This is a genomic window from Rhabdaerophilum sp. (genome assembly GCF_046092605.1).
Classification (GTDB): domain Bacteria; phylum Pseudomonadota; class Alphaproteobacteria; order Rhizobiales; family Beijerinckiaceae; genus Rhabdaerophilum.
Window position 1 is genome coordinate 20,903 of sequence record NZ_JBJTDY010000130.1, and the last position, 13,261, is coordinate 34,163.

The following is a 13,261-nucleotide window of genomic DNA, read 5'->3' on the forward strand; positions in this document are numbered from 1 at the left end:
CGGGGTCTCTTCCGTGCCTCAATGCCCCAGATAGGCTTCGATGACGGCCGGATTGGCGCGCACCTCGGCGGGTGTGCCCATGGCGAGCACCTTGCCTTCGGCCATCACCACCACGCGGGTGCAAAGGCTCATCACGAAATCCATGTTGTGCTCGATGACGACGAAGGTCGCGCCGGCCTCGGCATTCATCATCTTGAGCCGCTCCCTGAGGTCGCCAAGCATGGTGAGGTTCACGCCGCCCGCCGGTTCGTCGAGCAGCACCAGGCGAGGGCCCGCCATGAAGGCCATGGCGGCATCGAGCAGCTTCTGCTGGCCGTAGGAAAGGCCGCCCGCCTTCGCATCCGCGAGGTGCCCGAGGCGGAAGAAGCCGATCATGCGCTCGGCTTCGGCCGTCAGCCCCGCATCGCGCGGGCCGAAGAGGCGCGAGAGCATGGTTCCCTTGTGCTCCTGCCCTGCGAGGATGAGGTTCTCGCGCACCGAAAGTTCGGGGAAGACCTGCAGGAGCTGGAAGGTGCGGCTCACGCCGCGTTTGTTCATCTCCTCGGGAGTGAAGCCGGTGACATCCTGCCCGTCGAGCCGCACGCGGCCCGAAGTGGGCGTCAATTGCCCGAGGATGCAGTTGAAGAGCGTCGATTTCCCGCAGCCATTGGGGCCGATAATGCCGAGGATCTCGCCCTCATGCACGTCGAAGCTCACATCCTCGACCGCGCGGATGCCGCCGAAATGCTTCGCGACGCCCTCGACCTGAAGAACGGTTTTCACGGCGCGCCCTCCTTCACGGGAAGGTTCCGGCCCATCGGCCGGCGGCGGATGGCGTTCCAGCCGCGTTCGAGCAGGCCCATGATTCCCTGCGGGCAGGCGATCAGCAAAGCCAAGACGATCGCCGCGAAGAGGATGAGATAAAGCCCGCCCGTGGCGCGCAGAGTTTCCGGCAGCACCACGCCCAGCAGCGCGCCGATGAACGGCCCGAGCTGGTAGCCGGAGCCGCCGGCCACCACCATCAGCAGCAGGAAGAACGAGGCGGAAAGTGCGAAGGGCGAGGGATCGATGAACTCGACCAGCGGCGCGTAGAGCGCGCCAGCAAAGCCCGCATAGGCCGATCCGATGGCAAAGGCGAGGAGCGTGTAGTTGCGGATGTTGATGCCGAGCGAAGCAGCGCGCACCGGGTTCTCGCGAAGCGCCAGAAAAGCCCGGCCCCAGGGGGAACGGATCAGCCACCAGAGCGCCAGCGCGAGGATCAGCGTGACCACCACCACGAAACGATGAAAGGCGAGATGACCGTCGAATTTCGTGCCGAAGAGGGTGGGGCGCGGGATGTTCGAAAGGCCGAAGACGCCGCCTGTCAGCCATTGCTCGTTGCGGAGCACCAGCCAGACCAGCGTGGAGAAGGCGAGGGTCACGAAGGCGAGGTAATGCGCCTTCACCCGCAAAGCCGGGAAGCCCAGCACGAGGCCGACCGCGAAAGTCAGCAGACCGGAAATCGCGAAGGCCGGCAGCCAGCCCATGCCAAGCTTGGTGGTGAGCAAGGCAGTCGCATAGGCGCCGATGCCCATGAAGGCGGCCTGCGCGAGGCTCTTCAGCCCCGCAAGGCCAAGCGTGAGGTTCAGGCCCATCACGGCGATGGCCGTCACCAGCCAGAGCGAGAGCACATAGGTGCCGTAGCGCCCCAAGCCCGACGGCGCGAACCAGAGCAGCACGGCCGCGAGCACCAGAGTGATCAGCACACCGTCGGCGCGTCTCCGGAACGCGCGGGCGGGCGAGGGCGCATTGCCCGTGAAAGAGGGGATCTCGCTCATACGCGGCGCTCCTCCTTGCGGCCGAACAGGCCTTCGGGCTTCACGAGGATGATGATGACCAGCAGCACCAGCGGCACCGCGAGGCGATAGGAGGTCGAGATGTAGGCCGCCGCGAGGCTGTCGATCACGCCGACGATCAACCCGCCCGCCAGCGCGCCGCGCACCTGGTTGAAGCCGCCGACGATGGCCGCGATGAAGGCGAAGAGGCCGATGACCTCGCCATTCGAGAATTTCGCAAGATAGATCGGCGAGATCAGCACGGAAGCAAGCGCGGCCAGCCCCGCATTGATGAGGAAGGTCAGCATCACCATTCGTGCCACGCGAATGCCAAGGATGAGAGCGACGCCCGGGTTCTGCGCCGCCGCCTGCATCTGCCGTCCCGTGCGGGTGCGGGTAACGAACCATTGCAGCCCGCCGATCGCCACCGAGGCCACGATGATGATCGCCACATGCTGCAGCGAGAGGGAAATCCCCATGAAGCTCAGCGTCTGCGCCGGGAGCAGGGATGGGAAGCTCTGCGCTTCCGCCGAGAAGCCATCCTTCGCACCCTCCTTCATGATGATCGCCAGCGCCATGGTGGCGATCGCCAGGGGAAGCACGCCATGCCGGATCATCGGGTCGACGATGGCGACCTTGAAGCCCCAGCCGAAGAGCGCGATGAACAGCGCGATACCCAGCACGGCCGCGAGCCAGAACGGCGCGCCCGCGAGTTTCACCAGCGCGAGGATCAGGATCGCCGGGAGCATCACGAATTCGCCTTGGGCGAAATTGATGGTCTGCGAGGTCTGCCAGACCAGCGTGAAGCCGATGGCGGCCAGCGCGTAGATGGCACCCGTCGCGAGGCCCGCGATCAGATAGGCGATGAATTCGGCCATCGCTTTACGTCTCCGGGAACTTCTGGGGTTCACATCATCCCGGCTTTTCGGCCGGGATGATGGAGGGAGGAGCCGTGTGTTTACGGGTTGATCATCGGCAGGGTCTGCTTGATCACCTGCCTGCCCGCCACGACCTCGGCGAGGAAGCTTTCGCGATCGAGGTCGCCATTCTGCTCAATCCTGGTGTCGATCATGATGCCGGGCTCGTCCTTCGGGGTAATGCGCGCACCACGAAGGGTGTCGGCGAGGCCTTTCTTGTCGAACTTCTTCTGCTTCTCGGTGGCCCATTTCACCATGTAGACCGCCATGTAGCCCTTGAGACCGTTATGGTCCGAGGCATAGTTGAAGCGCTGCTGGAACTTCCTGCCGAATTCCTGGAAGGCCGGCACCGGCGCGTCGATCGAGAGGCCGACATGGCCGCGCGCGCCGTTGGCGGCGTCGCCCGCAAGCTCGATCACCTTCGCGCCGAGAAGCGTGGTCTCACCCACCATGGGCTTCTCGATGCCCTGCTGCTTCGCGGCGCGCAGGAAACGGGCGCTTTCCTCCTCGTTCAGATAGACGAACACCGCATCGGTATTGGCATTCTTCACCTTGATGGCGTCGGAGGCGAAATCCGCCTGGCCCTGCTCGGTGGAGACATCCGCCACGACCTTGATGCCGCGCTTCTCAAGCTCGGGGAGGATCGCGTCGCGGCCACCCTTGCCGAAATCGTTGTTCACCCAGACGACCGCGACGGTCTTCGCCTTGACGTCGTTCTGGAGATAGGCGGCGATCTTCGGCATCGCGGCGGCCTGGCTCAGCGAGGTGCGGAACAGATAGGGGTTGCCCTGCCGGGTGAGGCCCGCCGCCTCGCCGCCGACAATCTGCGCGATCTCGGCGCGCTGCGAGATCTGCATCGACGCGCCGATCGGGCCGGAAAAGACCGGGCCGAGCACCGCATAGGTGCCTTCGTCGATCGCCCGCTGCACAGCCGCGCGGGTGTTGCCGGGGTTGGTCTGGGTATCGTAATGCACGATCTCGATCTGCCGGCCGAGGATGCCGCCCTTGGCATTGATCTCGGCGACGGCGATATCGATGCCGTTCTTCCAGTTGGTGCCGGCGGTCGCGCCCGCGCCGGAAAGCTCCACCACATTGACGAGCTTCACCTTCTCCTGCGCCATTGCCGGCGACAGGCAAAGAATCGTTGCAGCCGCGACGAACATTCGGCGATCCATGGGTATCCTCCCTCTTCCTCTTCGCTTCCCGCCCATCCATCGCCTTGTCCCGGCATGTGGAAGGTCAGGCTGCATGAAACACGCGCTTCAAACCTCACGCAACGAGCACTTCATGCGCTGAGCCGAACATCACGTGATGATTTTGATGATCCGGCCCAACCTCGCATTTCCGCGCGCAGCAGGCGAACGAAATTCTCGGCATGGCGCGAGTGCGCCCGATCCGCCTTCCCCAGCGCGCAGACCCCAGCGCGCAGACCGTGGTGCGGTGCTTCACGATCGCCACGTCCCAGCCGAATTTTCCCGCGCGATCGAGATTTTGCAGGAACTTGAGACTTTGGAGCAACTTGAGACTGTGCAGGAACAGATGGTGCGGAACCGGCGCAAGCCCTGCCCAAGCCCCCTGCCCAAGCCCCTGACATCCGGGGCCTGCGCAGATTTTGACAATTCCGGATGCGTGTGGTTTCAGCTGTTCGAAGCCTGCGCGAGATCCTCGATCCTGACGCTTGAGGCTCCGGTTTTCGTGGTCCGGTTTTCGTGGGAGGCATGATGACAATGCGGCTCATTGCCTTGGTTCTGGGTGTCGCACTGGCCGTCTCGGGCTGTGCTTCGTTGCAGGAAACCTCGGATGGTGATCGCGCGAGCGGCGCCCCGGCTTCTGCGCTGACCGAGCGTCCAACGGAAATCACGCGCGAGATGCTCATCGGGCGCTGGGGCGTTGCCTCCTTCCGCGAGGAGAAGGACCGCGCGCGCGCCACCGCGCAGGCGCGCTCCTTCTGCGCCCGCCAGCCCTACGAGATCACCGCCGGGCCGCGGAACGGCGTGATGATGCACGCGGCGGATGATCCCAAGCTCTACGAACTGCGCCTCAAGGGCGCTTCGGATGGCAAGACCTATCTGGGCTTCGAGGCCCCGCCCGGGGATTGGCAGGATCGCGTCATTCTCTCCGCCTCGAACGACCAGTTGGTGATGCGTTTTGTTGATCCCGAGATCCATAACCGCTACGGCACCTTCATCTATGTCCGCTGCAAGTAAGGGGAGGTCCGAGTGATTCGTTTTCCGCTGCTTCTCGCGTTTATCGCAAGCCTTGCAGCCATCCCGGCTGCGGGGCAGGGGCGCACGCCGCCGCCTGAAACCATGGATATCGGGGATGAGCCAGGCCGCGTTTCCACCGCCGAGACGGTCATCGAGGATGGCCCCTATGCGCGTCAGATGGTGTTCTTCCGGACGAATGAGCCGCCGAGCACGTTGGTGATCCACACCTCCGAGCGCTTCCTTTACGTCGTCATGGGGAACAACCGAGCGCTTCGCTACGGCATCGGCGTGGGTCGCGAGGGCTTTCAGTGGGCTGGCCTCCAGAAGGTGTCGCGCAAGGCCGAGTGGCCGGACTGGACCCCGCCGCCCGAGATGATCCAGCGCCAACCCTATCTGCCGCGCTTCATGGCGGGCGGACCGGGCAACCCCATGGGCGCACGGGCGCTTTATCTCGGCTCCACGGTCTATCGCATTCACGGCACCAACCAGCCGGAAACGATCGGACAGGCGATCTCCTCCGGCTGTTTCCGTCTCGCCAATGGCGATGTGATTGATCTTTTCGAACGCGTGCCCGTTGGCGCGAAAGTCATCATCCGGCACGGACCGCAGGTCTGAGGAGGTCATCATGTCCTGGCGCAAGAGCCTCGCGGCCGCCTCGCTCGTCTTTCTGGGCCTAGCCTCCGGCGCTGTTGCGCAATCCGGCACGCTGGAGCAGGTGCGCCAGCGTGGCACGCTGCAATGCGGTGTCAGCACGGGCCTTTATGGCTTTTCCTTCCAGCAGGATGGGAAATGGGCCGGGTTCGACGTCGATTTCTGCCGCGCCGTGGCGGCGGCCGTTCTCGGCAACGCGGATCGCGTGAGCTTCTTGCCGCTCTCGGCTTCCGAGCGTTTCGAGGCGCTGAAGTCGGGCAAGATCGATATTCTCTCGCGCAATTCCACCTGGACCCTGCAGCGCGAGGCGGAGCTTGGTCTCATCTTCGCGGGCGTGCTGTTCCATGACGGCCAGGGCTTCATGGTGCGCCGGAGCGCCAACATCGCCTCTGCGCTTGAACTTGGTGGCAGGAAGGTCTGCGTGCAGGCCGGCACGACAAGCCAGAACGCGGCGCGCGATTATTTCGCGGCGAACGCCATGACGGTGGAACTGAAGGTCTTCCCGGATTCACCAGCCACCCTCGCCGGCTTTGCCAGAGGCGAATGCGACGCGATGACCACTGACAATTCCGGCCTGTTCGCCGAGCGCCTGAAGCTCGAGAAACCTGGCGATGCGGTGATCCTGCCGGATATCATTTCAAAAGAACCCCTTGGCCCCGTGACGCGCGCGGATGACATGCGCTGGCACATGGTCGTGAAATGGGTGGCCTTCGCGCTGATCAATGCCGAGGAACTCGGCGTTTCCACCAAAACGCTTACCGCCGCCGCGCAATCGAACAAGCCGGATGTGCGGCGCCTCATCGGTGCGGAAGGCGGGCTTGGCAAGATGCTTGGCCTCTCGGATGACTGGGCGCGCCGGGCCATCGAGGCCGTGGGCAACTATGCCGAACTCTACGAGCGCAATGTCGGAACGGGCTCGCGCCTGGGAATCCCGCGCGGGTTGAACCAGCTCTGGAGCGAAGGTGGCATCCTCTTCGCGCCGCCCGTGCGCTGAAGCCGGCCGCGACGGAAAGCCGGCTCACGTGCGAGGCCTTCCGGCAGGTTCCGGCCTCGGGAGAGGAGATTATCGTGCAGGTTGGGGGCGATAAGCCTCGTATTCTCGGGCGGATCAAGCCCTGATGGTTCAGATCAGGCGCGGGGCCGGTCCTGCATGATCTCCCGCACCAGCATGCCTACATCGCGCATCTGGTCGGCGAGTGGCGTCGAACTGCGCCAGACCATCCCGATGACGCGCGAGGGACGGGGCTGGGCCAGCCGTTGCAAGGCCACGCGGGCCGAGCGTGTCTCGATCGGCAGTGCCATCTCGGGGACCAGGGTCACGCCGATTCCGGCGCTGACCATCTGCACGAGAGTGGAGAGGGACGAACCCTCGATCAGGTCACGGGGCGGGGTCTGGGCCGGGGCGCAGAAGGCGATGGCCTGATCGCGGAAGCAATGGCCCTCTTCCAGCAGCAACAATCGCATAGCCCGGAGGCCTTCCGCACTCGGCACAGGATGATGTGCCTCCTCCGCCGGGCGCACCAGTACGAATTCCTCCTCGAAGAGTGGCATGCCAGTCAGGCCCGATTCGGGGAGCGGAAGCGCAAGGATGGCCGCATCAAGTCGTCCCTCCTGCAGGTCCTCGATCAGTTTCTGCGTTATCGCCTCGCGCGGGCGCAATTCAATTCCGGCATAGCGATCCTGCAAGGCAGTGATGAGAGCGGGAAGCAGATAGGGCGCGACCGTGGGAATGATGCCGATCCGCAATCGCCCCAGAACATGCTGGCTTCGGGCGCGGACGAATTCCTCAAGCTCGTCCACCGCCCGCAGGATGTCACGGGCCCGTGTGGCCAATTCCTCGCCCAGATGCGTCAACCGCGCCTGCCGGCTGCCCCGCTCGATGAGCTGTGAGCCGAGATGCTCTTCAAGGTCACGGATCTGCGTGGAGAGGGCGGGCTGGGAGATTGCGCAATCCTCGGCCGCGCGTCCGAAATGGCCGTGACGGGCCAGCGCATCGAAATAGCGCAAATGGCGCATGGAAAGGGCTCTCATTAGATTTTCCTATCGAAGCATTCTGAAAATGCAATTGGAATTTATGGAGCTCTGCTGCTAGGGAATCGAAAGAGGTATGCGGCAGGGCCGGGACCCGGCGCGTGCGACACAGCACATTTCAGGGGAGTTTCAGATGGATTGGATGGATTCGACCAGCGTGGGCAAATGCCCTGTGGCGCATGGCGCATTGACCAATGCCGGCAGCGGCGCGATGGCCTGGTGGCCGAAATCACTGAACCTTGACATCCTGCATCAGCATGACGGCAAGACCAACCCGCTGAAGGGCTTCAACTATCGCGAAGAAGTCAAGAAGCTCGACTATGCCGGTCTCAAACGCGACCTGCACGCCCTGATGACCGACAGCCAGGATTGGTGGCCGGCCGATTGGGGCCATTATGGCGGTCTGATGATCCGCATGGCATGGCACGCTGCAGGTTCCTACCGCGTGCAGGACGGGCGCGGCGGCGCGGGTACCGGCGATCTGCGCTTCGCTCCCCTGAATTCCTGGCCCGACAACGCCAACCTCGACAAGGCGCGCCGTCTGCTCTGGCCCATCAAGAAGAAGTACGGCAACCGCATCAGCTGGGCCGATCTCATGATCATGGCCGGCACGGTGGCTTATGAGAGCATGGGCCTGAAGACCTTCGGCGTGGCTCTGGGCCGCGAGGATGTGTGGCACCCGGCGAAGGATGTCTATTGGGGCTCGGAGAAGGAATGGCTCGCGCCATCCGACAATCGCTATCTCGACGTGAAAAAGCCGGAGACCATGGAAAACCCGCTCGCCGCGGTGCAGATGGGCCTGATCTACGTCAATCCGGAAGGCGTGAACGGCAAATCCAACCCGCTGCTCACCGCGCTCCATATCCGCGAAACCTTCGCCCGCATGGCGATGGACGACGAGGAAACCGTCGCGCTCACCGCCGGCGGCCACACCGTGGGCAAGGCGCATGGCAATGGTTCGGCCGCCAATCTCGGCCCGAGCCCGGAAGGCGCGGAGAGTGCCGAGCAGGGACTGGGCTGGATGAACCACACGACCCGCGCCGTGGGCCGCGACACGGTGACCTCCGGCATCGAAGGCGCCTGGACCACGAACCCGACCAAATGGGACATGGGCTATTTCAAGCTGCTCTTCGGCTATGACTGGGAACTCAAGACCTCGCCTGCCGGCGCGCATCAGTGGATGCCCATCAACATCAAGCCGGAAGACATGCCGCCGGATGTCGAAGATTCCTCCATCCGTACCATGCCCATCATGACCGATGCCGACATGGCCATGAAGATGGACCCGACCTATCGCGCCATCTGCGAGAAGTTCATGGCGGACCCCGCGAAGTTCGACGATGCCTTCGCGCGCGCCTGGTTCAAGCTCACCCATCGCGACATGGGCCCGAATACGCGCTATCTCGGCCCGGACGCGCCGGCCGAGATCCTGATCTGGCAGGACCCGGTTCCGGCTGGCCCCAAGGGTTATGACGTCGCGTCCGTGAAGGCGAAGATCGCGGCTTCCGGCCTCTCCATCGCCGACATGGTGGCGACGGCGTGGGATTCGGCCCGCACCTTCCGCAAGTCGGATTATCGCGGCGGTGCCAATGGCGCGCGCATCCGCCTCGCACCGCAGAAGGATTGGGAGGGCAACGAGCCGGCGCGTCTCGCGCGCGTGCTCGGCGTGCTTGAGCCGATCGCGGCATCCTCGGGCGCCTCGATCGCGGATACCATCGTGCTCGCGGGCAATGTCGGCATCGAGAAGGCTGCGAAGGCCGCCGGTTTCGACATCGCCGTGCCCTTCGTGCCGGGCCGCGGCGATGCCACGGCTGAAATGACCGATGCCGATTCCTTCAAGTGGCTGGAACCGCTGGCCGATGGCTTCCGCAACTGGCAGAAGAAGGATTACTCGGTTTCGCCGGAAGAACTGCTCCTCGACCGCGCGCAGCTGATGGACCTGACGGCGGCCGAGATGACCGTTCTCATTGGCGGAATGCGGGCGCTGGGCATCAATCACGGCGGCACGAAGCATGGCGTCTTCACCACCCGCGAGGGTTCCCTGACGCCGGATTTTTTCGTCAATCTGACGGATATGGCGAATTCCTGGGTTCCAACCGGCAAGAACAGCTACAACATCGTGGATCGGAAATCGGGCGCCGTGAAGTGGTCCGCGAGCCGCGTGGACCTCGTCTTTGGCTCGAACTCCGTGCTCCGCGCCTATGCCGAGATCTACGCGCAGGACGACAATGCAAAGAAATTCGTCGAGGACTTCGTTGCCGCCTGGACCAAGGTGATGAACGCGGATCGCTACGACCTGCTGGCCTAGGCCTTCAGCGCATAGACGGCTGATGTGGATTCCCTCCCATCGGCAAATGTGGTTCAAGCTCCTTTTCGGGAGCTTAGCGATGGGCCGCTAAGATCTGACGGATTTCGAGTGGGAGGCGATCAAGCCTCATCTGCCGAACAATCCGCGTGGCGTGCCGAGGGTTGATGACCGGCAGGTGCTGAACGGCATCTTCTGGTGTCTGCGCTCTGGCGCGCCATGGGCGGACATGCCGGCCCGCCATGAGCCGCCGAAGACGGTCTACAACTGTGCTTTGCACAATCGCTTCGGGATCAACCGATGGCGGAAGGCCGGTGTCCGGGATCGGCTTATGGACGCGATCACAAAGGCTTACGACAGCGATGTCCGGGCTGCTCCCGAGGCGGCCTCACCACCAAGGCTTGCCCTCGGGCTTGACCTGAGGGTCCCGCCCTCGTCGATGCGCAAGGCAGGCCAGGCAAGCGATATCGCGGGCGCCAAAGGACCTGATCGTGCATCTGGCACCCGGCTCCATGCTGCTCGCCGACAAGGGCTACGACGCCAACGCACTGCGCGCGGCTGTCGCAGAGCGGTAGGCGTGGGCGAACATTCCGCCCAATTGCAATCGGAAAGACCCGATCTGCTTCTCGAAAAACCTCTACAAGGCGCGCAGCCGCATCCAGCGCTTCTTCAACAGGGCTTGTCCTCGGACTTGATCCGGGGATCAAGCACTTCCGTCGGATCGCCACGCGCTTCGAGAAAACCGCCGGGAACTTCCTCGCCGCCATCAAGCCCGCGTCCGTCCGCATCTGGCTAATTCGTAACGAGGCTACGGCCTAGAGCGGACTCCGATCTGATTGAATCAGACCGTCCGTTCTCATTTCTTATGATTTCACGCATTTTCTTCGACCAACCGGTATCCACCTGGTCAGAAAATGCTCTAGCGGCCATGATAGACGGGTTTCCGCTTCCCGGAGAAGCGCGCAGCCCCTCGACCAGATCCTCGCGGCGGGCGTGGACGGCAAAGACCTCCAGTTCATGGGACAAACCGTCATCCAGGCTGAGATCGGGTATCTTGCGGAGCATGCACTTCACGTCCCGCAGGGCGAGCGGACTGTAGCCAGCCATGGCGCTGGCCAGGCGCCCGGCTTCGGGCAGCAGCTGATCTGTCGGGAGCACCGCGCTTACAAGCCCTGCTTCTGCCCACCATGAGGCCGGCTTCATCGCTCCGGTGAGAAACAGCTCGGCTGCCTTGTTGATCGGAATCTTGCGCGGCAGGCGGGCCGCCGCTCCGCCACCGGGCAACACCCCATAGCGCAGATGTCCATCGCCGATTTTCGCGCCCTCCGCCGCCAGAACCACATCACAGCACAGGACAAGTTCCAGCCCGCCTGCGACCGTTGTGCCGTTGACGGCCGCGATCACCGGGATGTCCAGCGCCTCCAGCCGTGCGAACAGCCCGCTGATCTCCCGGACGAATACCTCCAGCCGGTCCGGCTCGCCAGCTTCCAGCATGGCGAGGAACTCCTTGAGATCGCCGCCGGCACAGAAGGCCTTGCCGGCCCCGGTCAGCACCACGGCCCGGCAGGCCGGGTTGGCCGCGATGGCGTCGAGCGCGCTGGCGAGGGCACGGATCAGCCCGACCGAAAGCGCGTTGAGCTGCTCCGGCCGGTTGAGTGTGACCCAGGCGATCTCATCGCGAATGTCGCACAGAACGGGGCTCTCTGTCATGGCGTTCCCTTCTCGGTCAGCATCTTCTCGGCTTCATGGCGCTGGATCTTGCCCGTGGTGCTGCGCGGCAGATCCTCATAGGCCACGAAATGCACTTCGCGCGGGCGTTTGTAGCCGGCGAGCGATGCACGGCAGAGTTGATCGACATCCGCCGCATCGAGATCATCGGATTGGCGGGCGATCAGCGCGACCGGGATCTCGCCCCAGTGCGCATCCCTCTTGCGCACGATGACCGCGTCGCGGATGCGTGGATCGGCCAGCAGGACACGCTCGATTTCGGCAGGATAGATGTTCTCACCGCCGGATTTGATCATGTATTTCGCGCGATCGACAAAATCGAACGAGCCATCCGGGTTCCTGATGAACATGTCACCCATGCGGAAGCGGCCCCCGGCAAAATCCTTGCGGTTGGTTTCCTGCGCGTCCCAATAACCACTGAACAGGGTCGGACCTCGCACCGCCATCTCGCCGGGTTCGCCATCGGGCACCGCGTTGCCCTCGCTGTCGACCAGCCGGATATCGACCAGCGAATTCGCCCATTTCGAAATTGGGCCAAGCAGGTCCTCCGTTGACATGCGTCGCGCCGAAGCGGGTGGAAGCCCGGTTTCAGTGGAGCCGAAACTGTTGAGGTAGGGCGTGCCGGACAGGGTCGCGAGATCAATCGCGAGGGCGCGCGGCACCAGATCGAGCATGGCGCCAATGATGCGGATGCTCCTTACCCGGATCCCTTCGCTGCGCAGAATCTCCACCACGGGTTCTATCGAGCCCGGCATCAGCAGGTGCCAGCCCAGTGGATAATCACGCATGACTTCCACGATTTCGCGCGGCTGGAAGCCATCCACCACATGCACGATGCCGCCGGACATCAGCGTGGCCAGCATCTGGTCGGTTGAGCCCATGTGGAACATCGGCGCCCAGGCGATGAAGCCATCATCCCGCGTGATGCCAAGATCCATCTGGCCCACGGCCATCCGGGCGATTTCGGCGCGATGGCTGATCAGAGCACCCTTGGGCAGGCCCGTCGTGCCGCTGGTGTAGAGAATGATCAGCCCGGCCTCGCCACTGATCGCCGGAAGGCTGGCCAGCGGAGTGGCGTTCGCAATGGCATGATCGTGGACGTCCTCGATTGTCCAGCAGGGCAGGTCAAGCCCGGTTGCAGCAAAAGCCGCCTGGAATCGGGCCGAGGCGATGACCAGTGTCGGGGAAACAAGGCGGATGCAATGATCGAGTTCAGTTGAGGATTGTCGCCAGTTCTGGCAGGCGACGATCAGACCCAGGCATCCCGCCGCCAGCTGGATCTCGATGTACTCGCTGCGATTCTCCGAAAGCAGCGCAATCCGGTCGCCTTGTTGCAGGCCGAAATCGCGGAAGACGGTCGCCAGCCGGAGCACGCGCTCACGCAGCGCGCCATAGGTGCTTTCCCGGCCTTTCTCCCGCAGGGCCACGGCCTCCGGATTCATCCGGGCCCGGTGCAAGAACAAATCGCTGACGGTTGTGCCACCCGCCATCGCGGTTTCCGGGAGAGTCATGGTGCCGCTTGTCATTCTGCTCTGAACCCTCTCGAACGTCCCGGAGCCCGGTTGGGCGCCGCATTCGCGGCATGATGGCGTCTGGCAGCACCCGTGATCAAGCACTCACAACGGCCGC

Annotated in this window: 11 protein-coding genes and 1 pseudogene; 5 read left to right on the forward strand and 7 right to left on the reverse strand. The window is 63.9% G+C overall.

What is annotated here, in order from left to right; translation table 11 throughout:
• Positions 1–18: 18 nt before the first annotated feature.
• The 4 genes from ACKODO_RS10025 to ACKODO_RS10040 all read right to left on the reverse strand — a co-directional run bounded on the left by ACKODO_RS10025 (position 19) and on the right by ACKODO_RS10040 (position 3,885).
• Positions 19–762 carry an ABC transporter ATP-binding protein gene (locus ACKODO_RS10025; protein WP_408983296.1) on the reverse strand — a complete coding sequence of 248 codons (744 nt, stop codon included), beginning with the start codon at positions 760–762 and terminating at the stop codon, positions 19–21.
• The gene (locus tag ACKODO_RS10030) at positions 759–1,796 is read right to left on the reverse strand and encodes a branched-chain amino acid ABC transporter permease (RefSeq protein WP_408983297.1); all 1,038 of its coding nucleotides are present in this window, start codon (positions 1,794–1,796) and stop codon (positions 759–761) included. The genes ACKODO_RS10025 and ACKODO_RS10030 overlap by 4 nt, the downstream gene beginning before the upstream one ends.
• On the reverse strand, positions 1,793–2,671 hold the full coding sequence (locus tag ACKODO_RS10035; protein WP_408983298.1) for a branched-chain amino acid ABC transporter permease: 879 nt from the start codon (positions 2,669–2,671) through the stop codon (positions 1,793–1,795). The genes ACKODO_RS10030 and ACKODO_RS10035 overlap by 4 nt, the downstream gene beginning before the upstream one ends.
• A gap of 80 nt (positions 2,672–2,751) precedes the next feature.
• A complete protein-coding gene (locus tag ACKODO_RS10040) occupies positions 2,752–3,885 on the reverse strand; it encodes an ABC transporter substrate-binding protein (RefSeq protein ID WP_408983299.1) in 1,134 nt (377 codons plus the stop codon).
• 546 nt (positions 3,886–4,431) lie between these two features.
• Between ACKODO_RS10040 and ACKODO_RS10045 the strand changes: the two genes are divergently transcribed.
• The 3 genes from ACKODO_RS10045 to ACKODO_RS10055 are packed head-to-tail and all read left to right on the forward strand — an operon-like array spanning position 4,432 to position 6,562.
• A complete protein-coding gene (locus ACKODO_RS10045) occupies positions 4,432–4,917 on the forward strand; it encodes a hypothetical protein (protein WP_408983300.1) in 486 nt (161 codons plus the stop codon).
• A gap of 12 nt (positions 4,918–4,929) precedes the next feature.
• The gene (locus ACKODO_RS10050; RefSeq protein WP_408983301.1) at positions 4,930–5,532 is read left to right on the forward strand and encodes a L,D-transpeptidase; all 603 of its coding nucleotides are present in this window, start codon (positions 4,930–4,932) and stop codon (positions 5,530–5,532) included.
• A 10-nt stretch (positions 5,533–5,542) separates the two neighbouring features.
• A complete protein-coding gene (locus tag ACKODO_RS10055; RefSeq protein WP_408983302.1) occupies positions 5,543–6,562 on the forward strand; it encodes an amino acid ABC transporter substrate-binding protein in 1,020 nt (339 codons plus the stop codon).
• A 134-nt stretch (positions 6,563–6,696) separates the two neighbouring features.
• Here the strand turns inward: ACKODO_RS10055 and ACKODO_RS10060 are convergent, their stop codons facing one another.
• A complete protein-coding gene (locus ACKODO_RS10060; protein ID WP_408983303.1) occupies positions 6,697–7,599 on the reverse strand; it encodes a LysR substrate-binding domain-containing protein in 903 nt (300 codons plus the stop codon).
• A 142-nt stretch (positions 7,600–7,741) separates the two neighbouring features.
• Between ACKODO_RS10060 and katG the strand changes: the two genes are divergently transcribed.
• Complete coding sequence (gene katG / locus ACKODO_RS10065) at positions 7,742–9,907, forward strand: catalase/peroxidase HPI (RefSeq protein WP_408983308.1); 2,166 nt, start codon at positions 7,742–7,744, stop codon at positions 9,905–9,907.
• Between the two features lie 94 nt (positions 9,908–10,001).
• Positions 10,002–10,723: pseudogene (locus ACKODO_RS10070) on the forward strand (transposase).
• On the opposite strand, the gene ACKODO_RS10075 reads toward ACKODO_RS10070, so the two are convergent.
• Entirely contained in the window at positions 10,697–11,614 is a 918-nt protein-coding gene (locus ACKODO_RS10075) for an enoyl-CoA hydratase/isomerase family protein (RefSeq protein WP_408983304.1), read from the reverse strand. The pseudogene ACKODO_RS10070 and the gene ACKODO_RS10075 overlap by 27 nt on opposite strands.
• Positions 11,611–13,158, reverse strand: a complete 1,548-nt coding sequence (locus tag ACKODO_RS10080) for a class I adenylate-forming enzyme family protein (RefSeq protein WP_408983305.1) — start codon at positions 13,156–13,158, stop codon at positions 11,611–11,613. The genes ACKODO_RS10075 and ACKODO_RS10080 overlap by 4 nt, the downstream gene beginning before the upstream one ends.
• Between the last annotated feature and the right edge of the window lie 103 nt (positions 13,159–13,261).

Bases quoted from the DNA above. Each gene is read 5' to 3' on its own strand.
- ACKODO_RS10060 (WP_408983303.1), bottom strand. From the start codon at position 7,599: ATGAGAGCCCTTTCCATGCGCCATTTGCGCTATTTCGATGCGCTGGCC.
- ACKODO_RS10075 (WP_408983304.1), bottom strand. From the start codon at position 11,614: ATGACAGAGAGCCCCGTTCTGTGCGACATTCGCGATGAGATCGCCTGG.
- ACKODO_RS10040 (WP_408983299.1), bottom strand. From the start codon at position 3,885: ATGGATCGCCGAATGTTCGTCGCGGCTGCAACGATTCTTTGCCTGTCG.
- ACKODO_RS10030 (WP_408983297.1), bottom strand. From the start codon at position 1,796: ATGAGCGAGATCCCCTCTTTCACGGGCAATGCGCCCTCGCCCGCCCGC.
- katG (WP_408983308.1), top strand. From the start codon at position 7,742: ATGGATTCGACCAGCGTGGGCAAATGCCCTGTGGCGCATGGCGCATTG.
- ACKODO_RS10055 (WP_408983302.1), top strand. From the start codon at position 5,543: ATGTCCTGGCGCAAGAGCCTCGCGGCCGCCTCGCTCGTCTTTCTGGGC.
- ACKODO_RS10035 (WP_408983298.1), bottom strand. From the start codon at position 2,671: ATGGCCGAATTCATCGCCTATCTGATCGCGGGCCTCGCGACGGGTGCC.
- ACKODO_RS10045 (WP_408983300.1), top strand. From the start codon at position 4,432: ATGACAATGCGGCTCATTGCCTTGGTTCTGGGTGTCGCACTGGCCGTC.
- ACKODO_RS10080 (WP_408983305.1), bottom strand. From the start codon at position 13,158: ATGACAAGCGGCACCATGACTCTCCCGGAAACCGCGATGGCGGGTGGC.